24 protein-coding genes are annotated in these 26,644 nt (G+C 44.8%); 8 read left to right on the top strand and 16 right to left on the bottom strand.

What is annotated here, in order from left to right:
- Positions 1 to 57: 57 nt before the first annotated feature.
- Both VCHENC03_RS11570 and VCHENC03_RS11575 read right to left on the bottom strand, forming a co-directional pair.
- Positions 58 to 1,086 carry a hypothetical protein gene (locus tag VCHENC03_RS11570; RefSeq protein WP_009706293.1) on the bottom strand — a complete coding sequence of 343 codons (1,029 nt, stop codon included), beginning with the start codon at positions 1,084 to 1,086 and terminating at the stop codon, positions 58 to 60.
- A gap of 437 nt (positions 1,087 to 1,523) precedes the next feature.
- Complete coding sequence (locus tag VCHENC03_RS11575; protein WP_009706292.1) at positions 1,524 to 2,672, bottom strand: aminotransferase-like domain-containing protein; 1,149 nt, start codon at positions 2,670 to 2,672, stop codon at positions 1,524 to 1,526.
- A 130-nt stretch (positions 2,673 to 2,802) separates the two neighbouring features.
- Here VCHENC03_RS11575 and VCHENC03_RS11580 point away from each other — a divergent pair, with 130 nt between their 5' ends.
- Together VCHENC03_RS11580 and VCHENC03_RS11585 are read left to right on the top strand one after the other, a co-directional pair.
- Positions 2,803 to 3,672 (top strand): AraC family transcriptional regulator, encoded by an 870-nt coding sequence (locus VCHENC03_RS11580; protein WP_009706291.1) that lies wholly within the window; start codon positions 2,803 to 2,805, stop codon positions 3,670 to 3,672.
- Positions 3,673 to 3,777: 105 nt separating this feature from the next.
- Positions 3,778 to 4,692 (top strand): LysR family transcriptional regulator, encoded by a 915-nt coding sequence (locus tag VCHENC03_RS11585; RefSeq protein ID WP_005439159.1) that lies wholly within the window; start codon positions 3,778 to 3,780, stop codon positions 4,690 to 4,692.
- 63 nt (positions 4,693 to 4,755) lie between these two features.
- Here the strand turns inward: VCHENC03_RS11585 and VCHENC03_RS11590 are convergent, their stop codons facing one another.
- From VCHENC03_RS11590 to VCHENC03_RS11600, 3 genes are all read right to left on the bottom strand, one after another.
- On the bottom strand, positions 4,756 to 5,628 hold the full coding sequence (locus tag VCHENC03_RS11590) for a B12-binding domain-containing radical SAM protein (protein ID WP_009706290.1): 873 nt from the start codon (positions 5,626 to 5,628) through the stop codon (positions 4,756 to 4,758).
- A gap of 326 nt (positions 5,629 to 5,954) precedes the next feature.
- Positions 5,955 to 6,758: an SDR family NAD(P)-dependent oxidoreductase gene (locus tag VCHENC03_RS11595; RefSeq protein WP_009706289.1), complete on the bottom strand. Its 804-nt coding sequence runs from the start codon at positions 6,756 to 6,758 to the stop codon at positions 5,955 to 5,957.
- Positions 6,759 to 6,930: 172 nt separating this feature from the next.
- On the bottom strand, positions 6,931 to 7,971 hold the full coding sequence (locus tag VCHENC03_RS11600; protein ID WP_009706288.1) for a DUF4382 domain-containing protein: 1,041 nt from the start codon (positions 7,969 to 7,971) through the stop codon (positions 6,931 to 6,933).
- Positions 7,972 to 8,222: 251 nt separating this feature from the next.
- Between VCHENC03_RS11600 and VCHENC03_RS11605 the strand changes: the two genes are divergently transcribed.
- Positions 8,223 to 8,462, top strand: a complete 240-nt coding sequence (locus VCHENC03_RS11605) for a YdcH family protein (protein ID WP_009706287.1) — start codon at positions 8,223 to 8,225, stop codon at positions 8,460 to 8,462.
- A gap of 69 nt (positions 8,463 to 8,531) precedes the next feature.
- On the opposite strand, the gene VCHENC03_RS11610 is transcribed toward VCHENC03_RS11605, so the two are convergent.
- From VCHENC03_RS11610 to VCHENC03_RS11620, 3 genes are all read right to left on the bottom strand, one after another.
- Positions 8,532 to 9,185 (bottom strand): cupin domain-containing protein, encoded by a 654-nt coding sequence (locus VCHENC03_RS11610; protein ID WP_005439149.1) that lies wholly within the window; start codon positions 9,183 to 9,185, stop codon positions 8,532 to 8,534.
- 191 nt (positions 9,186 to 9,376) lie between these two features.
- The gene (locus VCHENC03_RS11615; protein WP_009706286.1) at positions 9,377 to 10,723 is read right to left on the bottom strand and encodes a DUF1501 domain-containing protein; all 1,347 of its coding nucleotides are present in this window, start codon (positions 10,721 to 10,723) and stop codon (positions 9,377 to 9,379) included.
- Between the two features lie 5 nt (positions 10,724 to 10,728).
- Positions 10,729 to 12,213, bottom strand: coding sequence for a DUF1800 family protein (locus tag VCHENC03_RS11620; RefSeq protein WP_009706285.1), 1,485 nt, complete (start codon positions 12,211 to 12,213; stop codon positions 10,729 to 10,731).
- Positions 12,214 to 12,653: 440 nt separating this feature from the next.
- Between VCHENC03_RS11620 and VCHENC03_RS11625 the strand changes: the two genes are divergently transcribed.
- Positions 12,654 to 13,373, top strand: a complete 720-nt coding sequence (locus VCHENC03_RS11625; protein ID WP_009706284.1) for a beta-ketoacyl-ACP reductase — start codon at positions 12,654 to 12,656, stop codon at positions 13,371 to 13,373.
- 214 nt (positions 13,374 to 13,587) lie between these two features.
- Here VCHENC03_RS11625 and VCHENC03_RS28220 read toward each other — a convergent pair whose 3' ends face one another.
- The 6 genes from VCHENC03_RS28220 to VCHENC03_RS11650 form a co-directional block, all read right to left on the bottom strand.
- Positions 13,588 to 13,878, bottom strand: a complete 291-nt coding sequence (locus VCHENC03_RS28220; RefSeq protein WP_083481842.1) for a YkgJ family cysteine cluster protein — start codon at positions 13,876 to 13,878, stop codon at positions 13,588 to 13,590.
- Positions 13,875 to 15,581 (bottom strand): hypothetical protein, encoded by a 1,707-nt coding sequence (locus VCHENC03_RS11630; protein ID WP_009706283.1) that lies wholly within the window; start codon positions 15,579 to 15,581, stop codon positions 13,875 to 13,877. Before VCHENC03_RS11630 ends, VCHENC03_RS28220 begins: the two co-directional genes overlap by 4 nt.
- Positions 15,582 to 15,645: 64 nt before the next feature.
- Positions 15,646 to 16,710, bottom strand: a complete 1,065-nt coding sequence (locus tag VCHENC03_RS11635) for a hypothetical protein (protein ID WP_009706282.1) — start codon at positions 16,708 to 16,710, stop codon at positions 15,646 to 15,648.
- A gap of 2 nt (positions 16,711 to 16,712) precedes the next feature.
- The gene (locus VCHENC03_RS11640; protein ID WP_009706281.1) at positions 16,713 to 17,105 is read right to left on the bottom strand and encodes a TerB family tellurite resistance protein; all 393 of its coding nucleotides are present in this window, start codon (positions 17,103 to 17,105) and stop codon (positions 16,713 to 16,715) included.
- Positions 17,080 to 18,072: a helix-turn-helix transcriptional regulator gene (locus VCHENC03_RS11645; protein WP_050554382.1), complete on the bottom strand. Its 993-nt coding sequence runs from the start codon at positions 18,070 to 18,072 to the stop codon at positions 17,080 to 17,082. The genes VCHENC03_RS11640 and VCHENC03_RS11645 overlap by 26 nt, the downstream gene beginning before the upstream one ends.
- A gap of 641 nt (positions 18,073 to 18,713) precedes the next feature.
- A complete protein-coding gene (locus VCHENC03_RS11650; protein ID WP_009706279.1) occupies positions 18,714 to 19,247 on the bottom strand; it encodes a dihydrofolate reductase family protein in 534 nt (177 codons plus the stop codon).
- A 100-nt stretch (positions 19,248 to 19,347) separates the two neighbouring features.
- On the opposite strand from VCHENC03_RS11650, the gene VCHENC03_RS11655 reads away from it, so the two are divergent.
- On the top strand, positions 19,348 to 19,914 hold the full coding sequence (locus tag VCHENC03_RS11655; RefSeq protein WP_009706278.1) for a TetR/AcrR family transcriptional regulator: 567 nt from the start codon (positions 19,348 to 19,350) through the stop codon (positions 19,912 to 19,914).
- Between the two features lie 216 nt (positions 19,915 to 20,130).
- A complete protein-coding gene (yghU, locus tag VCHENC03_RS11660; protein WP_009706277.1) occupies positions 20,131 to 20,991 on the top strand; it encodes a glutathione-dependent disulfide-bond oxidoreductase in 861 nt (286 codons plus the stop codon).
- A gap of 56 nt (positions 20,992 to 21,047) precedes the next feature.
- Here yghU and VCHENC03_RS11665 read toward each other — a convergent pair whose 3' ends face one another.
- Positions 21,048 to 21,947, bottom strand: coding sequence for a LysR family transcriptional regulator (locus tag VCHENC03_RS11665; RefSeq protein ID WP_009706276.1), 900 nt, complete (start codon positions 21,945 to 21,947; stop codon positions 21,048 to 21,050).
- 132 nt (positions 21,948 to 22,079) lie between these two features.
- Here VCHENC03_RS11665 and VCHENC03_RS11670 point away from each other — a divergent pair, with 132 nt between their 5' ends.
- Positions 22,080 to 23,042 carry an NAD(P)H-dependent oxidoreductase gene (locus VCHENC03_RS11670; protein WP_009706275.1) on the top strand — a complete coding sequence of 321 codons (963 nt, stop codon included), beginning with the start codon at positions 22,080 to 22,082 and terminating at the stop codon, positions 23,040 to 23,042.
- A gap of 170 nt (positions 23,043 to 23,212) precedes the next feature.
- On the opposite strand, the gene VCHENC03_RS11675 is transcribed toward VCHENC03_RS11670, so the two are convergent.
- A complete protein-coding gene (locus VCHENC03_RS11675; RefSeq protein ID WP_009706274.1) occupies positions 23,213 to 24,820 on the bottom strand; it encodes a BCCT family transporter in 1,608 nt (535 codons plus the stop codon).
- Between the two features lie 499 nt (positions 24,821 to 25,319).
- Here VCHENC03_RS11675 and VCHENC03_RS11680 point away from each other — a divergent pair, with 499 nt between their 5' ends.
- Positions 25,320 to 26,489, top strand: coding sequence for a D-alanyl-D-alanine carboxypeptidase family protein (locus VCHENC03_RS11680; RefSeq protein WP_005439123.1), 1,170 nt, complete (start codon positions 25,320 to 25,322; stop codon positions 26,487 to 26,489).
- The last annotated feature ends 155 nt before the right edge of the window (positions 26,490 to 26,644 follow it).

Raw genomic sequence — 26,644 nt, 5'->3', positions numbered from 1 at the left:
GGGACACGCCGTGGTTGCTAGTTATTTCTGCCCTGCGACTTAGTTCAGCTCAGCTGTTTAGTTCAGCCCTGCAGTCGCCATGGCAACTGAATCGGTAAAGGACAAAGAGAAAGCGTCATCCGTGTTCAGAACTTTTGCCGGGAACTCTAGGCTTAGCTTAGCTTCCGGTGCGACTTCTGATTCGATACTGGTAATGAACTGACGAGTTTCTCCTGGAGAGATGGTCAAATCTTTGCCCGCTTGTGGACCAAGCTCAGCAATACCAATTGTCGTTAGGCCATTACCTTCCTGATCGACCAAGCTCAACAAAGATTCAGATTTGTAAATCAACTCGCCCTTGTCGGTTTGATACGCTCTGAAGGTATTAAAGTTCGGTTGTAACTCACCGTCAGAGGCTAAGTTAGTCACAGAGAAGGTGACGTTAGAGCCATCAAACTTCTCGACTCTGACAAGTACGTTCGCGTCTTGGTAACGAGCGGCCGCCGCTGCAGCTGCCATTTCTCTTTGTCGTTCTTTCTCGCGCTCAACTTCCGCAACACGCGCTTTTTCTTCTTCAATTCGAGCTTCTGCCATCGCATAAGATTTATCAACCATCGCGAGTAGTGCAGGGATAGAATAAGCAGACAACCCTTCTAAGTGGTCGAAGTCGATCTTCGCGTTAGTGGTGAGCTTGTTAGTTGAGAACTGGCAGTGTCCGTCGATTAGGCTGACAAAAGCCACTTCAAACGTACCTTGGAGTTTGCTGACTTCAATGCCCGCTTTCTCAATGTTGTCACGAACTTGTTTGATCTCTTCCAATGATTTTTTCGGCAGTAAACCGTTGGGCGAAACGTCGTTTGAAACTGAAACTAATTCTTCGGTCACAAACGGATTGTTTTTTGCCGGAACAACCGTCGTGACGAGGTTAGATTGGGTGATGTCTTCACCCAGTAAGACGGTCATTTTTTGCGACGCAGCAGTTTTGTTGCCAGCTAATACGTCGCTACAGTTTGGTGAGTTGCTCGCATGTGCGGTTTGAATCGCAGCGAGAGAAAGCATGGCGGACAAGCCAGTGACGACGAGTCCTTTCGATGGTCGATTGTTCATCCTGATAAACCCCTCTGTAATATGATGCGCTAAGCCGACGTGTATAAGTCCAATCGCGGATTGGTATAGCGACATTCAGAATGGTTGTAATTGCGTCCTCGCCACGTTCATCTTCACAAGACTGCATTGCTGATGGTTTCAGCTCGATTTTCGATAGTGATAAGCCGTCACGATCAAAAGTGTTTGAATTCGCAGATGATGCTGCAAGGTCGATGTCTTTTTTCTGAAAGATAGACGTAACTTTTCAAGGCTTCAAATCCGTGATCGAGATCTATTTTTTGCGACAGTGTGAGGATCAAGCGAAAACAGACACTTAACGTAGAGAGTTGATTTTGAGAGAAAAAAATAAATTTTTTTGGGAACTTTTTGAAACGCTGCCTTTGAGACTTAATTCGCATCTCAAAGGCAGGTATTTGGATTTTAAGGTGTAATTTTTATTACAGCGCGTTGAGTACGTCTGCTAGGCGTGTTACCGCCACTTTCAATTCTTCTGGTGTTGCATTGGTGAAGTTAAGACGCAGTGCCGCTTTCACTTCAGAACCTTCTGGGTAGAAAACAGGGCTCGGTACAACCGCCACACCGTTAGCAAGCAGTGATTTTGCCAGCTCAAACGTATCGCACTCTGGGATCTCTACCCATACGAACATACCACCATCAACAGGCTTGAGGATGCAGCTTGATGGAAGCTGCTTTTCTAGCTCTGCATACATCACATCGTAGCGAGACTTGTACAGTTCACAAATAGTGCTGATGTGGGTTTCGAAGTTGTCATGCTGAAGCAAGCCGTGCAATAGGGCTTGCATCGGTACGCTTGAGTGCAGATCGGCACCTTGTTTGATTTTAATCAGCGGTTCTAGGTAGCTAGTTTTACCCGTAACCACGCCGATACGAAGACCTGGCGAAGCAATCTTAGAGAACGAACGCAGTACGATAGAATTCTGTGGACAGAAATCAGAAACCAAAGGCAAAGCTTCACCAGAGAAACGCAGCTCGCGGTACGGTGCATCTTCGATGAAAGCCACGTTGTATTGAATACAAAGTTCTGCAACCTTTTGACGCGTTTCTAGTGCCCAGCATACGCCTGTTGGATTATGGAAATCTGGCACCGCATAGAACATCTTCGGCTTTTGCTCAGCGAAGCATTGCTCTAGCTCTTCGAGGTTTGGACCGAACTCTGTTTGAGAAACAGTGACGATGTTTGCTTGAACCAAACCAAATACCTGCATCGCACCAAGGTAGCTTGGGGCCTCCATTACCACTTTGTCACCAGGGTTCACATAAGCGCGTGCAATCAAATCCAAACCTTGCTGAGAGCCGGTGGTGATCATCGCTGTGTGTGTTTCAGGAAGCTTGAAGTAACCATTTAGGAAGTTAAGTAGAGGTCCATAGCCTGCGGTTGAGCCATATTGGAACACCTCTGGCATGTTGGCCAAGTTCTCAAGAGTCGGCTTCATTAAGTCGATTGGGAAGGTTTTCTCATCTGGCAAACCGCCAGCAAGCGAGATGACGTTTTTATCGCTAGCGGCAGCGAGGATCTCTCGAATGTACGATGACTTTACTTGTTGTAGTGACTGTGCGATTTCCATGTGTTGTGTTTCTCGTATTTTTTAATTTTGGTTTTATTCAGAAGATAGTACATGGGATTTGCTAACTTAAGTGTGTCCATTTATGCTGTTAAACATGTCCATTTATGCTATTTCAATCAAACGCTAAATTATGAGTCAGCAACAGGTTTCCAGAATCAATGACGTACTGTTCTACATTCACCAAGACATTAGCAGAGAATTATCCGCTAAAGAGCTAGCCGATGTAGCAGCGTATTCTGAGCAGCATTTCCACCGTATTTTTAAAGATGTGGTGGGGGAGTCGATTCATCAATACATTCGTCGCACGCGAATGGAATACGCAGCAAATCAGTTGATGTTCGATACCAAATCGTCGGTATTAGAGATTGCCAACAAGTGTGGCTTTAGTTCAGTGTCGTCGTTCAGCCGTGCCTTTAAATCTACGTTTGATATGTCGCCCGGTGCTTGGCGCAAGCATGATTTGCACGTCGCTGAAAAACCGTATCTCAAAGATCCAGAAGTAGCGGCGGGTTACCATCGAGTCTCGAAGCGTACCTTACCTGAGCCAAAGATTGTTGAAGTGCCACAGCGTTTTGCTGCTTATGTTCGTCATGAAGGCTACAACCGCTCTATTCGTAATGCTTGGCTGGTACTTAAAGCGTGGGCCAATTCAGAGAACCGAGACTTCTCTACCCAATATGGTTTGCATCATTCCAATCCGGCTTGGGTTGAGTTGGACAAATGTCGTTATGTAGCGTGCATGGCGATTGATAAACCTCTTAAGTATCGAGGAGTTGTGAATCAGATGACGATTCCGGGTGGCTTACATGCGGTGTTTAGGTTGACTGGTGTGTATGGTGAGTTGCTGCCTCAAATCAGTATGGTGTTGGAGAAATGGTTGCCAAACTCGGGCTTCAAACAACGCTCGACTCCTGCGTATGTGTATTATCATCAAAACCACTTTTTAAATCATGAAGAAGCGTTTGAATTAGATTTCTACTTGCCTATCAGTTTCTTCTAACAATTTCTTTTAAAAAGCTTTGCTTCACGTTCAATGCTTTACTATTGTATCAGATGAAAATGCCCGACATTGACGTCGGACTTTATAGAATAAGTTGAAAATGAAATGAATATAGAACATCTCAAGCTTTTCGTTCGTTTGGCATCAACGCACAACATTAGCATGGCAGGACAAGAGCTTGGATTATCGCCAGCCGTTGCCAGTGCCCACATCAATAAGTTGGAAGAAGGGCTAGGCGTTCGCCTTGTGCACCGAACCACACGTAAGGTCTCATTAACGGAAGAAGGTCAGGCATTTTTGCCACACGCTGAAGAAGTGCTTGCAACGGTAGAAGCGGCGCGAGGTGCGGTCGGAGTAGGTCATAGTGCTCCAACCGGCACCCTTCGAGTTACAGCGCCAGCGTCGTTTGGGCGTTTGCATCTTGTGCCTGCACTCAAAGGCTTTATGGCGGCTTATCCCGAGCTAACGGTGGATTTTCGCTTTTCTGATTCCATCATTGATATGGTTGAAGGTGGGTTCGATGTCGCGATTCGTCTTGCAGAGTTGAAAGACTCAACGCTGGTGGCACGTAAACTAGCACCGGATCGCCGTATCATTGTTGCTTCACCAGAGTATTTAGAAAAGCACGGAACGCCGAAAACACCGCAAGAACTTGCTGAGCATGAATGCGTGACGCTAATGGGGCTAGACAATTGGGTGTTTGAAACCCCAGATGGTCATTATGCGATGCGCGCTTCGGGAAGCTTTAGAACCGATAACGGCGATGCGATGCGCGATGCTTGTATCGATGGGCTTGGTGTGTCGATTAACTCTATTTGGAGTGTCTACAAACAGCTTCAAGCTGGTGAGTTGGTCGAAATCTTGGAAGATTATCCGTTGGTGATGAACGCCAGCATTTGGGCGGTTTATCCGAGCTCACGTTTGATCGCGCCTAAGGTTCGTGCCTTTATTGATTACTTTGCCGAGTATTACGGGCAGCCACCTTACTGGGAAACCGAACTGGCTACCCATCAGAAATAAACAAAAACGCTTTCCAATCGGAAAGCGTTTTTTATTGTGTTCATTTAGCGAGAAAGAGAACGACTACCAAGAGAAAGTCTGGATGACGTTGTCTTTTGCCATTGGGTTAGATGCGATCGCGTGATTGATGTTTCTCAGAAAATCTTCGCGTGAATCCAACAACCAACCTTTTTGTGGAACGATGTTGTTACCATGGTCGCCCCAGTAGAAGGTATCAATATTCAAGTTTTCGAGTAGATATTTCTCTTCCTCAAGCACTTGAAGTTGAGTTGGCATAATGAACTCACCATTCTTCACTTCTTGTTCCATCACCGTACCCGGTTGAATCGCAAGTGCCATAGGAGCAATTTGCTCAGGGTTGATTTGGTTCAAGATGTCTGTTGTCGCAATAATGTGTTCTTTTGAACGTTCACGACCACCAAGACCAAAGATGAAAGACAGCAATACTTCAATGCCAGCTTCTTTTGCCATTGCCATGCCTTCGATCGCTTGCTCTGGTGACATGCGTTTTTTAATGCGTTCTAGAACAACGCGGTCGCCAGATTCAAGGCCAGAATAGGCCATATCTAAACCTGCATCTTTCAGTTCTTTCAACTCAGCAATGGTTTTACGGCGGAAATCGTTCAGTCCACTGTAAAGAGAAATCTTTTTGCATTCAGGAAACGTTGAACGCAGTTTGTCGAAGATCTTAAGCAAGTAATCCGTACGTGCGGCCATAACGTTACCATCAATCAAAAAGATCGACTCTACATGTGGGTAGATAAGACGCGCTTTTTCAATGTCTTTAATCACGTCTTCAATAGGGCGTACCTTAAAGCGTTTGTCATCAAACATGCTGCAAAACGTGCAGGTGTTGATGCTACAACCCAATGTGGTTTGGATTAAGATGCTGCGGTATTCCGGCCATGGTCGGTAAACTTTGCCCTCATAGTTCATAGTTGGATCTCCAGTTAAAAGCGGGATGATTCGATGTCATCACTCGCGAAAGATAATGGGAACGAGCGCGTTTGAGTCTGGCGTTTTTCCCGATGGCTGAAGATTAACAAGAGAAGGCTTTGTTGATAATTGGCCTTTATATCGAATGAGTTTTTAGATTTTATTGAAAATGAACAATAGTGGCAGTTTCAAAAGCACAGAGACGGAAACGTGATAAACAGAAACGCTAGAAACTGGTACACAGAAACCAATACACAGAAATCAGTACGTAAAAACAACAACACCCAGCCGAAGCTAGGTGTTTAACAGGAATCAACCGTGTTGAATTAAGCGAGTTTAGCAATCACTGCTTCAATCGCCTCTACCACTTGTTGTGATTTGGTGTCATTCAACGCATCACGATGAGGAGCGGCAAAAGCTTCAATGTCGTTGTCGAAGTACGAACCATGCGCTTGAGCAAATTCATCCGATAGTGCAGCACGAATTAGAATGTCTGCGCCCAAACTAATGTCATTACCCGCGATACCGTAAGCGTCTTTCACCATTTTGCTGCCAAGGAATGATTTTGGATTGACGGAAACCACCATCGGGCCGACGTTTTTCAACTGCAATCCCATTACGCGTGACCACATAGTCAGTGCCAGCTTACTTTGAGCGTAAGCTTCACCGTCTGACAGTGGTTTGTCGCCCATCAAGGCTTCGATGCTCACTGGCGCTTGCGCTGCAGAAGATAGGTTTACTACACGACCTGTGTTGCCAAGTAGTGGAAGCAACTCTTTTGTCAGCATGTATGGCGCAATGGTGTTAACGGCAAAGCGCACATCAAGACCTTCTTGAGTTCTTGAGTTAGGTGTCGCGAATACGCCAGCGTTATTAATGATCACATCTAGTTTGCCAAAGCGCTCTGCCACTTCCGCAACCATCTGCTCCACTGCTTTGATTGAAGATAGGTCAGCAACAATGCTTTCTACTTTGCCAGCGTTCATCTCAATCAAGCTTTGCTCTACGTTTTGAACCTTTGCTTCGTTACGGCCATGAACAATTACGTGGTAACCATCTGCCACTAACATTTTTGCTGTTTCTAAACCAATGCCGTCTGTAGAGCCGGTAATCAGGATGATTTTTTGCATAATTGAGATTCCTTTTGAATTCGATATGCAACAATCATAGTGGCTTCTTTGGCGTTCGACTATTGGGAGAGTGAGGGAAACACTTTATAGAAATGATTGATAATCCGAGAGGGGGATAAAAAACAGGGCCGAAGCCCCGTTATTGATTTAACGTTTAAACGAGTCTCTAAACTTAAAGGTCTGCGTTTGTGTCGCTGCCTGCAGAAACACTCAGTCCACTAGTAGCTGTATAGATACTGAATGTCTCGCCATCGACAATCCCTTCTTCTGAATCATCGTTTGCTGTACAAGTATACCCAACAGAGTACGTTCCAGGCTCTACATAACCAAACTCGTATTGGTAGGTGGCGCCTTCATCTTCGGTGATGACGTTCGCAGAAGCGATAGGCGTTTGAGATTCACTTGGCGCGAAAGTACCCATCTCAGATTGAGGAATATCACCTTCATAGAGATACACTGCATGAGCGTAGCCATTGCCAGAAGTCGTATCGGTTTCACAACCTTGGTAAGTTGTCAGAGCAACATTCCCTTCGATCTCACCAGTGGTGACTGTATTGATTAAAGTGACGGACGTTCGTTGAATCGTATAGCCTTCGTCTTGGCCTGTCGCATCTTTCAAGCCGCGACGCAGGTCAAACTCAACCACGTAGTCATTGTTATCTGTGTTAACAGTAAATGTGTCATTGAAGAACAACACGCCAGCATTTGGCTCATCTCCAACACCTTGGGGGCACTTACCTTCACCTTTTACTGTGAGCGGGATTTGATTGCCTGTTGCTTCATCGATGACGTAAGAAGGGTATTCAGGGTGATCGCCATCGTTTGCAAAAACACACAGTTTATAATCACCCGTTGGGATGACTTCATCTTCAACCAGTTCTTGTGCGTCACTTCCTTGGAAGTCCAACAGGTTGACGCTAAGCGGGAGTGGATCTTCTCCTTCCGGTAATAGATCCCCGTTTTCATCCACGTAGTTACCGTCTTCATCCGTTTTGTAAACTTCGAAGATTTGAGGTTCACTTTCTCCTTCACCAACAGGAAGAAAGGCGACTTTGCTGTATGTCACAACAACTTCAGAAACATCATCAATCGGTGCATCAGAAACGGAAAGCGTTACTGGTGTTGTCGTGCTAACAGTATCACTGTCTGAGTTACATCCGGACAGTGCCAAGATGACAGCAGTACCCACCAAGCTATATTTTACAGCGTTCATTTGTATTCCCTTTTCTTGATATAAAGCTCTATAAATGTAGCCCATTCTCTCGGGAGTAAAATGAACGTCGGGTTAGCATCAGGCCAGCAATTGTCAATTTGAGTATGGAAACGTGAAGTTTTTCAAGGGGAGGTAAAAATGTGCTCAATTCGACTATTTACAGTGAGATGAAATGCTATGGTTACTTTAAGCGGTGCTTATTATTTAAGCAGCTTATTTAACTTGAAATGTACTCAGCCAAAGAGGTCTCTATGTTAGGTGAAAATCACTCATTAACTCATGAATTCCCAGAACATTTGGATACCATTACTCAACTTACGGCAGATGACGCCACGTTTGCTGAAAACGCTAAAAACTACAACATGCTCGACAAGGAAATACGCCAACTAGAATTGCGAGGAAGCCCAATCGACGACCACGAAATGAACACGATGAAACATAACCGTGCAGAGCTAAAAGACTGGCTTTACTCAAAAATTATGAACGCTTAATTGTCCTGTTAAGTGTCTTTGATGGCGGCTCGAATGTTCGAGCCGTTTTGCTATTTTTAAGGGGCTCGATTAATCGACAGGCAAATGGCCAGTCTTGACCCAGATAACCGTTTCTTCCTCGACGAAAGGAAAATGTTCACTCATGTGAGGGCTGCGTAGCCAAGTGTGGGTAGGGTATTCCCCCAGTTCGTCTTTAAACTCTCCAGATAGGACAAAGATCTCTTCACCTCCAAAGTGGCGGTGTGGCTGAAACTTTTCACCTTTAGGCCATTTAACTAACGCAACATGCTCGTGTTCGAAGTTGTGCAATGGCATCACTTCCAAACCACCAATACCCGGCAACCACTCGGTTTGGTTGGTATTTATGCGCACCGTTTCTAGATCGTTAGGATCAAATTGATTGAGTTTCACTAAGATCACGCAACCGTCTTTGCTGAATGGGGCATGTTGGCTTCCCGGAGGATTACGTAGATAAGTCCCCGCTGGGTAATCGCCATGCTCGTCAGAAAACACCCCTTCGAGCACCAGTATCTCTTCTCCGTATGGATGAGGGTGCGTCGAGAACTGTGAGTTCGGCTCGTACTTCACCACGCTGGTCGTGTGCCCAGACTCTTTCGCTTCTCGTTCCAACGGTTTGCGCCATACACCAGCGGCTGGGCTGGCTACCCAATCTTGTTCGCCAGTTTTAATCACCAAACGTTGTGAAAAGTCCATGTTTATCATTGCGTATTTCCAGTGTTTGCTTTGCATTGTTTAAGTATACGTAGTTTCGTTTGGTGGGCAGTCAATTATAAATTGGACCACAATGATAAAAAGGCTCCGCGTGAACGGAGCCTTTTGTTTAGCACTGCTTTTTCTTATTAGTAACCTTGCTAGTTATTAACTGATTACTTAGTTACTTATCTCCTACTATCTTAGCAAGATTTGAACAGAGGTAGAGTCTGAGGTTGGATTGAATCTGTCAAAGTGTTATCCAGCGCAGGGAATAATTGATTAATTCCCGTTTCAGACAGCCCTAACCACGCCATTAAGCTCGCATGAAGCTGATCAGAAGAGATAGTTGGAATCACACGACCACGTGAAAGCAAGTAAGGGCTCGTCTCAGATAAGTCTGGATATTCACCCACAATTGCTTTTCCGGCTACACCGCCGCCCATGACTAATGCATGGCTTGCCCAGCCGTGGTCAGTCCCATCTGTGCCGTTTGGAATCAGAGTTCGACCAAATTCAGAATGCGTAAACGTGGTCACTTGCTCGAACAAACCGTTGTTCTCCAGTGCCAATTGGAAAGCGGCCATGGCTTCTGCCAGTTCTTGCAGCAAACCGGTTTGGCGGCTGATTTGAGCTGAGTGAGTATCGAACCCGCCCAACTTACAACTAAAGTACTGCGCAGGATGTTGGAACTGATCTTTATGCAGCAACAGTTTAAAGACCGCTTTCAATTGCTTACCGATGCGAGTTTCTGGGAATACGTCTGGGATCTCGGCATTTAGAATCGCGCTGAACTGCTCATACATTCTGGTTGAGTCGACAGCAACGCCCGCATAATGAGACTGGAAGACATTGCCGTAACTGCCCGTGCTTTGTAGTTGATCGAACAGATCGCGTGAGCGTTGATCGTTGAAAATATCACTTGGCGGCTGAGAACCGACCGAATTGGATTGGGCTTCAATGCAGTTCGTCCATACTTGTGTGCCGCCAATATCAAACATCGGTGACAACTCGTTTAAACTGCGCAGCATAGAGCCAAGCTCTGTGGATGTCTTCGCACCAAAGCCTTCTTTGGACAATGACTTGGTGGCATGAGACTGCACCATAGTGGATTGATGCGAGTGACTGAACAGGTGCGCCGGACGAGTGCTTTCATCGTAAATCACATTGTTTACGGGCTGAGTCAACGGGCCGAGGTTCACCACAGGCACAAGGTTAGCGCTGTCCCAATAAGGTTTGAGTGCCGCCATTGCTGGGTTAAGTGCCAATTTGGCCTCGTCGTTCACTGCATCTAAGTAGATACAGGTTGTCTCATCTAAAGCCAAGTTGCCACGTAGCGCGCGGTATTGGCTGTTAGCATTAGCGGCGGTTGGGATAAGCATGTTGTAGCCATCGTTACCGCCCGCAAGGTCGATACCAACCACAGCGCGATAGCCATTCTTGCATTGGTTAAACGAATCCGCGAAGGCTGGGAATGCAGCAAGATTAAGCGCAGAAATCCCCACACCAGCGGAACCTGCTTGTAAAAATCGACGTCGAGTTAAGTTCATGGTGATTACCCCTGTGTGATGAATTCTGGTGAAAGCAGTGCGTTCATAACGAGATTCTTGATCTCTTTACGCCACTTAGATTGGCGGCTGGGGCACTGAGCGAGGTAATCGAGGTAGCATTGACGTGCTTGCTCACTCATTTGGTAAGCAAACAAATGCTCGTTGAGGTAATCCACAACGCCTTCGTCATCAAAAGTAAGGTAACGGGCGAATAGCGCTTCATCCATGTACCAATCTTTGGCTTCTTCTTCAAATCGAGCGATTAACTCGCGGAATTGAATGCCGTATTGATAGATGTCGTGCCATTGATAAACGTTGAACTCAGGCGCAACCAGACCATTAAAATCAGGGTGGTTGGGCGCATCATCCGGTTGGTAGTAATAGAACACAGAAGGGGCAGACAGAGGTAGCGTTCTGTTATACCAGTTGAACTGCTTTGGCCACATCATCACACCGTCACGTCGCTTCACTTGTAGCGCGCGCATCGCATGCGTAAATACAGACAGTGGGTCACGCAGTTTGCCTACAGTGTTGCCAGAACGCAGAGCGTCTTTGTCGGTTAAAATCGCGATCACTAGCGTTTGCATATCGCCATCGGAGCGCTTGAATGCGCGGCGCACACGGCGAACGTAGCCCGCTCTAGGGTTACTGGTCACAAGCTTATTGATGAAGAATTTGGTCACAAAGGTGTAAAGCGTGTTTTGGTTCATCAAGAGTTCAATCACGGCTTCCAGTTCATCTACTGCGCTTACGCCGGCAGGGAACGTCTTACCAAGAATGCGTTTTTCACCCATGTCGTGCTCACCACGCGGTTCCATCGGCTGGCTGTATTTGTCGTTACCGCGAATGTCGATGAATTTCCAACCGGTGAACACACGAGCCAGTTCTTCAATGTCTTCTTGGGTGTACGATGCAACTTCGTTACCTTCGGCATCCAAACGTACTTCACCGTTATTACGCAGTTTGACTGGACCAAGCGTGAACAGCTGTAACAGCTCTCGTGCGTAGTTTTCATCTGGGGCCGTGAGCTCATTAGAAACGTTGTTTACAAAGGTCAGATATTCACCCATGATTGGCGATGTCGACACAAAACGAATCACATCTCGGAAGTTAGCAAAAGCGTTATCGAGCAATCCATCAAAGTATTGGCACATGTAGCGACGCTTAGAGGCGGCACTAAACGCCGGATCTTTCACGCTCACCACAAACAGTTGGGAGAGGGTATATGCGATGCGTTGGCGCAGAATGTCTTGTCCTTCAACCGTCATGCGCGTCCAACTGCTGGCGTAATACAAACCTTGCCCTAAGTCGGGTACGTTAAGCTCATCTTGTTCAAAGTGCGTCAGCCAAGAAGAAGAGGGAATAAGAGTTTGTTGAGCGACCCAGTTTTCAATGCTTCCTGATTGAACAAGGTCATTAATGTCACGTTGGGAACCCCCAAACGTGCATTGTTGCAGCGTTCTTGCTGCGTCTATGTAAGCCTGATTCATTTTATCTCCCGTAGGTATTCTTATCTTTGTCAGGTAAGGCGTCTCTTTTCACGTCCATATTTAAAAACACGCTGTATCTTTAAAATCGTAATCCAGATTTTGGATATCAAAAATGTAATACCCACAGGTTTAATGTGACTTTGCTGCCTAATCTAAAAATTATTCGTCTGAGCTTTAAATGAAAGGCGAGTTATTCAACAAAAAGCGCATTTGTTGCACAGATTAATCGGCAGAACGGTGACGGAAACGAACTATTTGGCAAACCATCATCAAGTTGTCTTGATTAGTTCACATCCGACTCCCAGACTGTTTCTATAGTTTTTATAAGATATGAAAGACCCTGCGTATGAGAAGCGCAGCTGTAACGCGACTAGGCATAAAAATAAAAAACGCTAGGGATACAAGCGAATTTGTAATCTCAACATTTAAGGAAGACCAAGATGAAACCGGAAAAAGTAGCAGTAGTCACTGGTGCGGCTCGTGGTATTGGCCAAGCGATTTGTGAGCAATTACTGGAGGATGGATTCCACGTTGTCGGGCTAGATATATCGCCTGTGGAATGGAGCCAGTCGGCGCAGCTAAGCAGTTATCAAGTGAATTTGTGTGATGCAGCAGCCGTCAGCGAAGTGGTAGAAAGTATCGTAGAGCATCACGGAAGAATCGATGCGCTAGTTAACAACGCAGGCATCACTCGCGATGCACTGTTGCCAGACATGTTAGAGCAAGATTGGGACAGCGTTATCGACGTGAACCTAAAAGCGGTGTTCTTACTCACCCAGCGCGTTGCCCCTGTCATGCTAGAGCAGGGCGCAGGCAGCATTGTCAGCATTTCTTCTATCGTGGGAACGGATGGCAATATCGGCCAGAGCAACTACGGCGCAAGTAAAGGTGGTGTTATTTCAATGAGCAAAGGCTGGGCGAAAGAGCTATCAAGAAAGGGCGCACAAATCCGCGTCAATTGTGTAGCGCCAGGCTTTATCGCCACCGATATGACTAAGAACCTACCAGAGAAAGTCATTCAAATGATGGAGGGTAAAACCCCATTAGGCCGAATGGGCTCAGTGCAAGACATCGCCAATGGCGTCTCTTTCCTCACCTCCGACAAGAGTGCCTACATAACAGGTCAAGTACTCAAGATTGACGGTGGTTTGGTGCTTTAGCCCACTAACTAAACCTCAAATAACAAACGCCCTTCACCTGTGCGAAGGGCGTTTTTGTTGGTAAAAGTAGTTGGGTTATTGGCTAAAATCATCTTTGCTTATTAGGCTTAATGTAATAACTGTTTAATTTTGTAATATGTTCACCTTACATAACAGGTTAGACACCCCGATAAAATGATGGTGACTATGAGACAGTTCGCTCGAACTGACAATCTCAGGTGTTATTCATTTTAAATCTGTCTGGTAACTTTTCACAGATGGAAAGGTTTATCTCAACAAATTCATTCCATGTGTAATTTGAGGCGTAGTTTTTTCGATATTGTAATTCTACGCGACAGATATCTGGTCTCTCGTCATATATGCTGCATTGCTTATTTTTGAGATTGAGGTAAAGACAAAAACCATCGCCTCGATCTAAGCTTTTTGTTTCCTCTGATAAGTGCAAATTCGAACAGCACTTTCCACATGAGTAACATGGGAAGGGTGAGAGTGTTTTTGGGTTCATAAGCTCATTAACCAAGCTCGAGTGCTATCAAGATTATTTGACTCGAATGGCAGTTCTATTTCTCGTTTACTTATCTCATTCGATAGCATGATACCTCGCTCATGTTCACAACTCATCGACTCTAGGTTACTAGTAAAACTTGCCAGCTCTGCTGGCGAAAGATTGAATTCAACCTTGGAAAGTTCGAGTAAATATCGGTCGAGCTCAGAGTTTACTTTCTGAAAGTACTCTAATGTTTTCCTTGCTTCTGATCTAAACTGATCGAGATATGCCCAGACTTTTTGCATTAATTTACTGTGATCTAAAAAGTAGGTGATGCCTATAGTCATTAAACCTGTTGCTACGGCACTAACGAAAGCAGCGAGTTCTGTACCAAGAGGGCAGGTCATCAAAGAGGTAAGTTGTTGATTGAGTATAACCCCCATAGCAACAGCAACACCTGTCGATAAGATTCTTGTTACTTCACGCGCCAAAGCACCAGGTCCCAAGTTCTCAGGATTGAAGAATAGGATCTTTGCCGCAGAGACCAAACTAGACCAAGTTTCTCGTAGGAGCTTACCAATCAACTTTTGCGTTGTGAAAAAGATATTCATTACGGTTGTACTTAAGCTAGATAAAGCTCCCGCTAATGCACCATTTTTAAATTCATCGAGAATATCTTTGAATCGAACTTTGACCCTGTTCCAAATGTTTTGAGACGTAGTTTTTAGCTTCTCCAGAAAAAACTCGAGGGTAAAGTTATCCTCAGCATCTTTAAATGTTTGAGGTATTGCGTCTTTTAGCTCAAACCAGACTTCAGCAAGAACAAGTCCCAGAGCCTGCCTGATTCCCATCTTCAGTCCAGCTTTACCTGACTCCATCGCAGTGGCTTTAAAAAACTTACTACTGGTATAATAGGCGATGTTAATCTTTTTATCGTATTCTTGCCTGGCTTTTATGTCGGCTTCTCTCATTTTGTCTTCGTCAATACTCTCAAGAACTTCAATTTGCTCATTCTGTTTAGCAATTTTGTCCTCTAACTGACGTTTTTCATGGCGCTGTTGCTTAGTCTCCATTGGCATCGACTCCAAGCGCTTCAAGTCTTTCTCAATGCTCCTTCGCTTGTTTTCAATTGTCTTGGGTACGATGGCACTCAGAAATTCATCCATTGAATGGTCTGACTTAAGGTTGTTGATGTAATAGTGAGTTGATTGGAAGTTCGAATTTTGGTTGGCAATCTCTACGCCATTAACGTTTGCAAGAACTCTCCCTGCATCATCGTGGACTTCATGAGATGAAATTATATGGTCGAGTTGACGTTGTTCATTTCCGGACATTGTTTTACCACGGTATGTGTCAACTAACTTGCCATCTAGTTTTAGTTTTTTATCTTCTTTACCTCTGGCTTTATAATTTTCATGAGAGTGGTAAAGGTCTTCTTTCTTAACTTTGCCATTTTTGTCAGTCATGATATTGCCATTTGCATCATGTTTTATCGGCTTATAGTCACCTCTGTTGGCATAGTCTTGTTGGATGCTATCGGACATGTATATATCCGTGTCGCCTTTTTGGTGCTGGCGAGCATTATGTATCGTTGCTACATCTCCGCCTTTTTTGTCTTCGAAGAGTAAAAAGTCCAAACCGAATGTGGTTATCAAGCTATTAGTTATCGTTTTGTTTAGTTCATCGGTTAACTGGAAATTTCGTATACTAGTTCCTGACATATTATGCAGTTCCTTTAAGGAGGGAGGCGAACCTCCTTCCCATTTTGTTTAAATTAGAGCATTGTTATTGCTGGGTGTAATTCGATGATGCGAGTACAGTATCTATTGCCGATTCGTTGATCACCTGCATCCCTTCGCTGTCGGTTTCTATTTCAACGATGTTTTCATCACTAAGCACTACGTCACCTTTTTCGTCTAGCTTAGGTTTGAATAATGGTGTCGTAATAATGTCGGTAAGAATTGCCGCCACTTGGTAGCCATTTTGAATTAAACGGATAACATCATCTTCGAACTTAGATATGTCAGTTTTTGCAGTAATAAGCTGATCGAAGGCTTTGAGGTTGTCAAAGTACTCTTTGAAGATGGTATACAGACGTTCCGTTTCCACATATATCTTATCTACATACAGTTTAGTTTTACTTAGTTGCTCGCGTCCTTTAGACATTTTTCCAACAGCTTCATTGACTTCTGTTCGAGTTTTTCTAGCATCACTCAATGCTTCCTCTGCATGTGAAGCATACGCCCAGCCCGCGACTGCCATTATTGGAGCAGCGACTACGCCACCGAGCACCATTGCACCACCTGCCATTCCAAATCCGCCAGCAGCGATTGAACCGCCACCGATGGCAGCCATCGTCGCGTTATAAGCTGCTGCTCCAGATAGAGCCGCGATAGGTGTACCAGTTGAAGCTGCGGCGACCGCCATTACGCCACCATATACTGCGTATGCAGCCGCAGCTCCTGCAGCACTAGCTCCAGCTATCTTTCCCATATATGCGGTGGTAGATAAAGCAAGACCATCTATTTTGTCGAGTTTGTGCTGCGGGAAATCTATATCAAGATCTTTGGAATTAGCTTGGTTCAATTTTGCTAACAGCTTGTCAGCAATAGTTCTGAACTCCCTAAAATCACTGCCGATGTTTAGTTGAAGTTCGCCAAGCTTAGTTAAGCTCTGGTTTGTTGAATCATTTTGTTCGTCGAAAATTGTCTTCTCTTGATCGTACTTTCGTTTAGATGTTTCGATAATATCATTTGCTTCTGATTTATCTTGGTAACCATCATAACCTTTTTTGGCGCCGTAACCTGCTGCTGCAATCGCTGCACCCGCTAAAATAAATGGTAATGGCATGTCTATTCTCCCAATAACTTTTGTGCTTCTACTACAAGTGCCATCTGACGTTGGACCCAACTCTTCAGTTCATCTAAGCGTTGTGATTCTACGTTTATTGTTTCTGCAATATGTTTGATGAAATTGTCTTCACTCTCTTCAAGAACCTGATCTGCATAGCCCACTCCAATAAGTTCAATCAAGAAGGCTACTTTCTGAGAGTTATTTGAAAACAGTGTCGATAATTCAACCAAGGTGAAAGTCTTATTGAAATCAACATTATCGCTACACTGAGCAACAATGGTTTCTAGCAGTAAAGTTTCGCGCTCATCAACGTGGTCATCTGCTGTGATAAGCTTTTTAGAGAAATGATACAGAGCAGATTGCTGCTCAAGGTTGAGGTTCTGAATGAACATTTTTATTTCCTTTATTCTTATGAATATTACAAACATCAGAGCCAAAGCTCCTTAGCCACTTATCGAGCAATAATGAATCGATGACGGTAGCCGAAATTCTGTAGGAGTTTTCAAGTTCCAGTACAATTTGATCCTCAGATAAAGGTGTTTCAAGTAGGTGATATCCTGCCTGTTTGCAGATTTCGAACTGGAGCCAACAACGCTCACCTTCACCAAACCCAAACCTTCCATCAGAGTCATATTTTTCGAGCGAAAAATCTGCAGGTCTCTTGAAAGAAAATGACGAGACTTTCGCATCATGAATGCGGTGTACGGCTAAGCTTCTTTCATTGTCAAAACCTTCAAAACGGCAAACGAGATAGAGTCGAACTCCTTGTTGCGCAAGTCCAAGTGGCATAATCGTAGCCTTTCTCGTTTGATTACTTTTGTTGTGGTAGATAACTGTTAGTAAACGGTCGTTGTATAGAGCTTGACTTATGTTCTCTAGGACTTCCTTATTAACTTTTGGAGCCAAAAGAGGTTGAGCTTCTCGAACTATTTTTATTTTGTCTTTCCAAACGCGGTCTTTGATATTCTTTGGCTCAAACTCGAGATTGTATCTAGCCTCGTTGAAATGGGTTCTGAGAGACCTAACAACATCTTTTGGAAGTAAAAATCTTAAGTGCTTCTCAGCTAAAGCAAGAAGAAGCGATTCATGTGCATTGAGGAAACTGACGCCAAATTCAGGGCCGCTGCTTCTCAAACTATAACCATAGGGTTTGGAGCGTGTATCTCTATCTATGGCCAAGTGTTCACTCAACATTTCCAAGTTTCGTTGTATGGTTCGAATATCCCTGGAGAGACCAATTGCTTCTAGTTGTTCTCTTACCTCAAGGGCTGTGACCTTTCTGTGCTTAGGGATTCTTTTTAAGATCTCTAACGCAAGAACTAGTGAATCTTGTGTAGTTTTTCTATTCGACAAAGCCAGACTGTTCCGTTGTTATTATTAGAGATGTGATATTTGTTCCATCAATTTGGCGACAATATTACATATGCAAGCATTTAGTCATGTGACCTGATGCGCATAAATGATATTTGGTTACTGCGACAACTTATGTCGCACTAGCCTCAGTTTGGTGACGATTGATAATACAACCTGTGAAATCAGCCACATTAACAATTGACGGTTAAGGGCGGGGCTCGGGAAAGTATGGAGATAGTCCAGCATGTGGCGTGATCGTAATCTAGAGAGTAGCTGTTATACTGGTTGTAAACATAGTGCTAGTTATCAGCGTAAGTGTATCTTGTATTTCTCATCCTGTGGTTGGCACTTCTTCGTCATTACAAAATTCTAGAGAATTAACGAAAACAATACTTTTTCTAATATGACCAACTTTCGGCCTGTTAGAACTGGTGCGCTTACGTCAACGAGACTAAAGACTTTAGTGAGGTTTCAGCCTTACTTGGATTGCATCGCTATACCTTAAATACTCCGCAAAAGAGTAAATTAGTAAATCACCGACATGTTAATACCCAAAAACGATTTTCACCAAGCTAGAAAAGTTTAAAAAAACGCCCTTCATATATCCATGAAGGGCGTTTTTCATTTATTCTGACTGTCTAGAAAGGTTATCTTTCACGCACATAAGTGGTTTGAACTAGGGTCTCCAAAACAACTTCACTCTTGGTGACTTTGAAATTCAATGGTTGTTCCAAATCCCCAAATAGAGGTGCGCCGCCGCCAAGTAGGATAGGGAAGCGCGTGATCACCAATTCATCGATAAGATCTTCTTTTAAGAAGTTCTGAATCGTTACACCGCCGTCGATGTAAAGATCGTTAAAGCCTTTTGCGTTTAGATCCGCAAGCACATCTTTTAGCTCGCCTTTTACTAGAAAGACTTTGTCTTCGTAGCCTTGTGGCACTTCTGTCATGGTGTTGCTGAGTACGAACACCGGTTTGCTGTATGGCCAATCGCAATCAAAGCCCAACACCACATCTAGGGTGTTGCGCCCCATTACCAAGCCATCAATACGCTCCATCAGTGAGAAGAAGCCAGTATCAATGTTGTCTGGATTTGGTACCGAATGTAGCCAGTCGAGTTTGCCCTGCTTATCTGCGATGTAACCGTCCAGACTGGTTGCAATAAATACGATATTTGCCATGAGTACCTCATCAAAATAGTGATGCTTGAGCCAAGCTAAAGTATGGTTTAAAATTAATTCTACAATGTAGAATTAATTCTGAGTTTATCGGGAAGATCAAATGTCTGTCAACGAAAAGAAACGCGGGAGACCAGCCGCCAAGCAGTCGCAGTTAAGCGCAGAAAACATCCTAGATACAGCTAAGTCATTGATGAAAAAGGATGGCAAGGTACCAAGTATTCGCTCGTTAGCGACGCAATTAAATGTGGATCCTATGGCGATCTATCACTACTTCAAAAACAAGAATGCGTTGCTTGAAGCGTTGACCACATCGCTGGTGGAGGAAATTTATCAACCGAAAGTGAATGAAGATTGGCAAGGCGAACTTAAAAACTTGTGTGTTAGCTACATTGAACTGTTGCGTGAATACAACGGGTTATTGCAAACCATGTTGAGCATGACATCTCATGGCCCTGCTCAAGTGTTTACTGAGCGCTATCAAATCATTGTTCAGCCTTTGGCATTGTCTCCGCAAGTGGAGAAAGACAGTTTGGATCTATTGGCAGATTATCTACACGGGTTCGCGTTCTCGATCAGTTGTTGCCACGATGCGAGCTTGATTAAGACGGAGATGATGGATGGGCCGTTAAATCTGATCTGTTCTTCGTTATTGGCATCTCGAACCTAGTTCACATTAACGTGCACTTTTTACTTATAGCGTGAAAGAAATTCCCATAACCAAAGGTTCTAACTAAAAGAGATTGCAGGACTTTTATTTGGCGAATTCGACCTAATATCTTGAGTATGCCCAATCGCAGTTGGCGAAGTGGTGATTTTAATAATGCTTGCTGGCGCGCAAAAGCCGTCAGTTTGAAGATGCATTCAAACACAATAAGGGATAACAATGACTAACGAATACATTCCACCAAAAGTTTGGACAAACGATAATGAAAACGGCGGTCAGTGGGCGAGCATCAACCGTCCGGATTCTGGCGCACGTCATGAGCAAGAGCTTCCAATTGGTGAGCACCCATTCCAACTTTACTCAATGGGTACACCAAATGGTCAGAAAGTGACGATCATGTTTGAAGAGCTTTTGGCGGCAGGCGTAACAGCAGCAGAATACGACGCGTACCTGATTAAGATTGGCGATGGCGACCAGTTTGGTTCTGGCTTTGTGTCCGTTAACCCGAACTCGAAGATTCCTGCGTTGGTAGACCGTTCAGGTGCTGAGCCAGTGAACGTGTTTGAATCTGGTAACATCTTGTTTTACCTAGCAGAGAAGTTTGGTCACTTCCTACCAACAGAAGGCGCGAAACGTGCTGAGGTAATGAACTGGTTGTTCTGGCTTCAAGGTTCTGCACCATACCTAGGCGGTGGTTTTGGTCACTTCTACGCGTACGCACCAGAGAAATTCGAATACCCAATCAACCGCTTTACGATGGAAACAAAACGCCAGCTAGACGTACTCGACAAGCGTCTTGCGAACAATGAATTCCTAGGTGGCGATGAGTACAGCATTGCTGATATCGCAACTTGGCCTTGGTACGGCAACCTTGTATTGGGTCGTGCTTACGATGCGGCTGAATTCCTAGACGTAGCAAGTTACAAAAACGTTGTGCGTTGGGCGAAAGCGATTGATGAGCGTGAAGCGGTAAAACGTGGTCGCATTGTTAACCGCGCATGGGGTGAAGAGTGGGAGCAAGTGGCAGAGCGTCACAGCGCAGCAGACATTGATGCGGCGCTGGCGAAGAAGCCTGAATAATTGCCCTTTCTGAATCAGTAAAAAGGAATGCTTCGGCATTCCTTTTTTTTGTTGTACTAAAGCTCAGCTTTCTCAAGTAAGAAGTCAATGAGCACGCGGACGCGCTTCGCCTTCTGAGTATTCTTGTGAAAGTAGACATATAAGCCCGAGTAGGGCTGCCAGTATTCCTCAAGCACAGGCACGATTTCACCTTTCTTAAAGCCTTCTTCGACCATTGGCGTCACGATACGCCCAATCCCCAAACCGTTGTGCGCGGCATCTATCATCACATCCGTATCATTCACAATGAGGGCAGTTGGCATGTTAACGGTAATGGTTTCGCCCTGATTGTTTAGATTCAGTGGAGCCACTTGGTTAGACGAGATAAACCGATACTGAATCAGTTTGTGTTGTTTCAAATCATCGGGTGTTTCAGGTAAGCCATATTGCTCAACATAGCCCGGTGAGGCGAATAACGCTTCTTTCACTGGGAGTGTTAGTTGGCGTGCGATCATGCCTTCTTCTACTCGGTCACCAAAGCGGATACCCATATCAAAGCCGTCACGAATGATGTCGATGGCTTTGTCAGAAACAGAAATCTCTAATTGAATGCTCGGGTAACGTTGGCAGAACTCAATGTAGATGGGTTTGAGTAGCGATTGATACACGAATCGAGGCACGGTGATACGAACTTTACCCGAAGGGACTCGGCTCAAGTCGCTAACGCTTTCAACAGCAAGGTTTAACTCTGACATCGACGCGAGCGTGCGTTCATAGAGCAACTGTCCCGCTTCTGTTAACTCAATGCGGCGAGTGGTACGAGTAAATAGAGGCAAGCCGAGTTGCTCTTCTAGCATCTTTAACGCTTGGCTCACCGAGGGCGGGGCGATCTCTAATTTACGTGCTGCGGCGGTGATGCTGCCTTCTTGCGCAATGGTATGGAACATCATTAGTTGGTTGTAGGTCGTGCCGTTCATGCCTTTTCCCGAGTGATGTGTTTATCTTTAGTTTCTACCTAATAATGATTTAAGTAAAGAGCGTCTAAAACTAAAGGTCACTTCGGCGTATTCTCTACTCATCGGTTAACGCTTCGAAACAGAGGAATCACGATGAGCAAAGTACTGGTAATTTCAGGTCACCCAAACCTAGATGAGTCATACACAAACACCGTTATCATAGACGAGCTAAAAGCGGGACTGAATGATGTTGAAGTTCGCCGCCTAGATACTCTGTATCCGAACTATCAAATTGATGTTGAAGCAGAGCAAGCGGCGCTCGTGAGTGCGGATGTGGTTGTGCTTCAATTTCCATTCTACTGGTACTCGTCGCCAGCCTTACTGAAAAAGTGGGTGGATGATGTATTCAATTTCAACTTCGCTTACGGCCCAGAAGGCGACAAGTTAAAAGGCAAAGATTTCATTCTTTCCTTTACGGTAGGTGGCCCTGAAGAGTCTTACGATCCTCTAGGCTACAACCACTTTACTATTGAGCAGTTTGTTTACCCATTCCAACAAACCGCTTACTTGGCAGGTATGAACTACCGCAAGCCAATTTACACGCACCGCATGGTTTACATTCCAAATGTTTACAACAAATTGGAAGAGGTACAAGCGCGTGCGAAAGATCATGCGAGCCGTTTGTTGGCGCAGATTGAGGAGATCACGGCTTCACCAGAAAGTCGTATGCAGAAGTTTGTTGCCGAGTGGTTTGCTAAGTTCGATGTACTGGAAGAAGACACAGAGTTCTTTACCGATAAGCTAGCACAAGACGTGAAGTGGTCGATGCCAGAAGGTGAATTCCTAGGGCATGACGGCTTCCGTGATTGGTACGCGATTGCTCGTGCAACCTTCAAACCAAACTGCGATCACGACGTTCAGCAGATCGAAGTGAAACCAAAAGGTGATCGTTTCCAAGTGGAACTGCGTATTCGATTAACAGCAGACAGTTATGAAGATTCGATGATGAAAGGTGAAGCCGTTAACTTGACCGTTAACGAGACATGGCAAGTTTCGATTGAGGAAGCAGGCTCCATCACCATTCATGAATACAACGTTGTTCCAGTGGTGAGTTAGCTACCCTTGACCAATAACTCATTGCTTTATTTGCCCCAGGCCTTTGTGCTTGGGGCTTTTTTATGTGTAAGAATTTAACTTACTGACTCAACAATACAGGCAATGACGCGGATAAAAAAACGAGCGCCAAATGGACGCTCGTTTCTCACCTTGATGCTCTACAGCTTTTACTAAGCTACAGATTGTTTCTGTGCAGTGTTTTGATAAGCAGGCAATTCTGATCTCAAACCTTTGATCAAACTGACACACATCAGCAATAGAACAAAGGTGAATGGCAAGCCTGTTGCCACCACGCCGGATTGAAGCGCTTGCAGTGCTTCTTTACCACCGATCCAAAGCATCACCGCAGCGAGAGAGCCTTCAATACATGCCCAGAAAATACGTTGTGGTACAGGTGCATCAATTTTACCGCCAGCCGTGATGCTATCGATAACCAATGAACCTGAGTCTGATGAAGTGATAAAGAACACTAAAATCAGAACGATAGACAGAACAGAAATGACAGAACTAAACGGCATTGCATCGTAAACGTGGAATAGCGTGAGCGAGATATCTGTCAGACCGTTCGCACCCAGTTCGCCCACTTTATTGACTACTTGATCAAGCGCGATACCGCCAAACACAGCCATCCAAATCAATGTCACAGTGGTTGGAATAACGATAACGGCAAATAGGAATTCACGAACAGTACGACCTTTTGAAACTCGTGCGATAAACATACCCACGAATGGTGACCAAGATACCCACCATGCCCAGTAGAACACAGTCCAGCCGTGCATCCATTCCGTATCATCACGACCATGCGGATTACTTAGCGCGAAGATGTCTTTTGCGTAAGCGACGGTCGTATCCCAGATAGAAGTTGTCGCTACATCAAAGCTAATGAACAACACGAAAGCAAGTAGGGCAAATGCCACTGCCATGTTGATGTTACTTAATAGCTTAACGCCGCCGTCGATGCCTCGAACAACAGAAAGAACCGCAATAAAGGTCACGAACGCGATTACGATCATTTGCATGCCAATGCCGCCATCCAAACCAAATACATGGTTGATGCCGCTGGTGGCTTGTTGTGCACCCAAGCCAAGCGAAGTTGCTAGACCAAACAGGGTTGAAAGTACCGCAAGAATGTCGATGACGTGACCTAACCAGCCCCAAGCTCTATCACCAAATAGTGGATAGAACGCAGAGCGCAAAGAAAGTGGTAAGCCTTTATTGAAAGCAAAGAAAGCCAGTGAAAGTGCAACGATGGCGTAAATCGCCCAACCGTGAATGCCCCAGTGGAACATGGTGGCACCCATAGCGAGTGATTTAGCTTCCTCGGTGTAAGGTTCTACGTTCAGTGGTGTGCCGTACCAATCAGTGAAGTAAGCCGTTGGTTCCGAAACACTCCAAAATAGCAGACCGATACCCATCCCCGCTGCGAACAGCATAGATAACCAAGAAACTGTTGAGTGTTCTGCTTGCGCGTCTTTACCACCAATGCGGATTTTACCCAGTGGTGAAAGTAAGACTGCGATAGCAAATACGATGAAGAAGTTGGTAGACCACATGAAGAACACATCGAAGTCAGAAATGATGCTGTTCTTGACGCCGTTTAAGGCATCACGGGCTGTTGAAGGATCAACAATTAAAAGAGAAGCAAGACAGAGAAGAACAAGACCAGCACTAATCCCAAATACTGGATTGTGGATATCAAATCCCCATTTTTGAACGTTATCTTGACCAACCTGATAGTCGGTAGTGTCGATACTATATTTTTTTAGTGCATTATCCATAAATACAACATGTACGCTTTTTTAAATGTGCCTTTCCTGAACAAGAAAAACACTAAAACCGCCCTCCGATTGTTTTGAGTTCTAATTAAAAAATGCGACGTGATCATAATGTTTTGTGTAAAACATTGCAAATCGATAGAGTTTTAAGGCTTTTATTCTGGTTGTAAGTCAGGTTTTTAGTGAAAAATACAATGAGGTGTAATGTTTTGATGTGTAAGTATTCGTTTGGTGCTAGCGAAGATTGTTTGACCAAAAGTAGCAGCGTGACGCGCGAGTAAAGGTCGGTAAGGCTCCAAAGAACGCAAGCGCTGAACTAGGGCTAATCAAAATTCATGATTTCAAGGGATTGGTTAACGAATAAGCACAAATTCCAACGAACTTCGCATTCTTTTCGACAAATATCGAGTAAACGTAACCAATCGTAACAGAGGTGCTGTAACTGAACAGCGTTTCCATATACTCGAGTTAGTTTGTAAGTTGTAAGCCACAGAATGCTGCTATGAGAAAAAACACTTTATTCAATGCTACGTTAGCGACCACCTTGACTGCTGTTTCTGCGTTTAGTTTTGCTGCTCCTACCGTTGTTCCAAATGCCCCAGAGCTGAGCTCTCGTGGCTACGTATTAATGGATTACCACACTGGCACCGTGCTAGTGGAACGTGATGCCGACAAACGCCTAAACCCGGCAAGTTTGACTAAGCTGATGACCGCTTATGTTGCGGGTCAAGAGGTGAAGTCTGGCAACATTAGCCTAGACGATGAAGTGGTGATCAGCCGCAACGCGTGGGCGAAAAACTTCCCTGATTCTTCCAAGATGTTTATCGAAGTCGGCACTTCGGTTTCACTGTCGGATCTTTACCGTGGATTGATTGTTCAATCGGGTAACGACGCCAGTGTTGCTATCGCAGAACACGTTGCAGGTAGTGAAGCGGGCTTTGTTGGTTTGATGAACAGCTGGGCGAACCAACTTGGTCTATCAAACTCTGCATTTACCAACCCACATGGTTTGGATAGCGATGGTCTGTATTCAACGCCGCGTGACATTGCAACGCTAGGCCGTGCGATTATCCGTGATCTTCCAGATATCTACCCGTTGTACAGCGAGACTTCGTTTACCTACAACGGCATTACTCAATACAACCGTAACGGATTGCTACGTGACCGAAGCATGAGCGTTGACGGCATGAAGACGGGTTACACCAGCGGCGCGGGTTATAGTCTTGCGACTTCTGCAACCAACGGTGACATGCGTTTAGTTGCGGTTGTGATGGGGGCGAAAAGCCCTAGCGTGCGTGAGTCAGAGAGTAAACAGCTTCTGAGCTACGGTTTCCGTTTCTTCGATACCGTTGTACCAACGCAAGCAGGTAAAGAAGTGGCAACGGCACGTGTTTGGATGGGTAACCAAGACGAACTAAAAGTCGGTGTTGATCGTGATATCTACCTAACGTTGCCAAAAGGTGATGTGAATAAGCTGGAAGCCGAAGTGGAATACAATGGCGACCTAATGGCTCCAATTCAGCAAGACCAAGTTGTCGGCAAAGTGTTGTACAAAGTCGATGGCGACGTAGTCAAAGAAGCGGAATTGGTTGCGCTTGAACCTGTTGAAGAGGGTGGCATCTTTAAACGCCTAATGGATTGGTTCAAACGTTTGGTTGCGAGCTGGTTCTAACTTCTCTGAATCCAATTCTATTTGAGCCGCATCTGAGTTTCAGATGCGGCTTTTTCATTTTTCTCTCAAGCTCAGCCCTTTCTCCTCCTAACTTCACAGAAGAACATACACAAATGGCAATAAAACTTGCCATTAGAGCATTTGCCTAACCATGG

It is taken from the genome of Vibrio sp. HENC-03, from assembly GCF_000305755.2.
Classification (GTDB): Bacteria; Pseudomonadota; Gammaproteobacteria; order Enterobacterales; family Vibrionaceae; genus Vibrio; species Vibrio owensii.
This window is presented reverse-complemented; position numbering and strand designations above follow the sequence as displayed.

Coding starts and splice junctions, on each gene's coding strand:
- VCHENC03_RS11640 (WP_009706281.1), bottom strand. CDS start 17,105: ATGTTCATTCAGAACCTCAACCTTGAGCAGCAATCTGCTCTGTATCAT.
- VCHENC03_RS11610 (WP_005439149.1), bottom strand. CDS start 9,185: ATGATAAACATGGACTTTTCACAACGTTTGGTGATTAAAACTGGCGAA.
- VCHENC03_RS11625 (WP_009706284.1), top strand. CDS start 12,654: ATGAAACCGGAAAAAGTAGCAGTAGTCACTGGTGCGGCTCGTGGTATT.
- VCHENC03_RS11680 (WP_005439123.1), top strand. CDS start 25,320: ATGAGAAAAAACACTTTATTCAATGCTACGTTAGCGACCACCTTGACT.
- VCHENC03_RS11585 (WP_005439159.1), top strand. CDS start 3,778: ATGAATATAGAACATCTCAAGCTTTTCGTTCGTTTGGCATCAACGCAC.
- VCHENC03_RS11670 (WP_009706275.1), top strand. CDS start 22,080: ATGAGCAAAGTACTGGTAATTTCAGGTCACCCAAACCTAGATGAGTCA.
- VCHENC03_RS11615 (WP_009706286.1), bottom strand. CDS start 10,723: ATGAACTTAACTCGACGTCGATTTTTACAAGCAGGTTCCGCTGGTGTG.
- VCHENC03_RS11650 (WP_009706279.1), bottom strand. CDS start 19,247: ATGGCAAATATCGTATTTATTGCAACCAGTCTGGACGGTTACATCGCA.
- VCHENC03_RS11620 (WP_009706285.1), bottom strand. CDS start 12,213: ATGAATCAGGCTTACATAGACGCAGCAAGAACGCTGCAACAATGCACG.
- VCHENC03_RS11630 (WP_009706283.1), bottom strand. CDS start 15,581: ATGTCAGGAACTAGTATACGAAATTTCCAGTTAACCGATGAACTAAAC.
- VCHENC03_RS11590 (WP_009706290.1), bottom strand. CDS start 5,628: ATGAACTATGAGGGCAAAGTTTACCGACCATGGCCGGAATACCGCAGC.
- VCHENC03_RS28220 (WP_083481842.1), bottom strand. CDS start 13,878: ATGAACCCAAAAACACTCTCACCCTTCCCATGTTACTCATGTGGAAAG.
- VCHENC03_RS11635 (WP_009706282.1), bottom strand. CDS start 16,710: ATGCCATTACCATTTATTTTAGCGGGTGCAGCGATTGCAGCAGCAGGT.
- VCHENC03_RS11665 (WP_009706276.1), bottom strand. CDS start 21,947: ATGAACGGCACGACCTACAACCAACTAATGATGTTCCATACCATTGCG.
- VCHENC03_RS11655 (WP_009706278.1), top strand. CDS start 19,348: ATGTCTGTCAACGAAAAGAAACGCGGGAGACCAGCCGCCAAGCAGTCG.
- VCHENC03_RS11675 (WP_009706274.1), bottom strand. CDS start 24,820: ATGGATAATGCACTAAAAAAATATAGTATCGACACTACCGACTATCAG.
- VCHENC03_RS11580 (WP_009706291.1), top strand. CDS start 2,803: ATGAGTCAGCAACAGGTTTCCAGAATCAATGACGTACTGTTCTACATT.
- VCHENC03_RS11605 (WP_009706287.1), top strand. CDS start 8,223: ATGTTAGGTGAAAATCACTCATTAACTCATGAATTCCCAGAACATTTG.
- VCHENC03_RS11600 (WP_009706288.1), bottom strand. CDS start 7,971: ATGAACGCTGTAAAATATAGCTTGGTGGGTACTGCTGTCATCTTGGCA.
- yghU (WP_009706277.1), top strand. CDS start 20,131: ATGACTAACGAATACATTCCACCAAAAGTTTGGACAAACGATAATGAA.
- VCHENC03_RS11575 (WP_009706292.1), bottom strand. CDS start 2,672: ATGGAAATCGCACAGTCACTACAACAAGTAAAGTCATCGTACATTCGA.
- VCHENC03_RS11570 (WP_009706293.1), bottom strand. CDS start 1,086: ATGAACAATCGACCATCGAAAGGACTCGTCGTCACTGGCTTGTCCGCC.
- VCHENC03_RS11595 (WP_009706289.1), bottom strand. CDS start 6,758: ATGCAAAAAATCATCCTGATTACCGGCTCTACAGACGGCATTGGTTTA.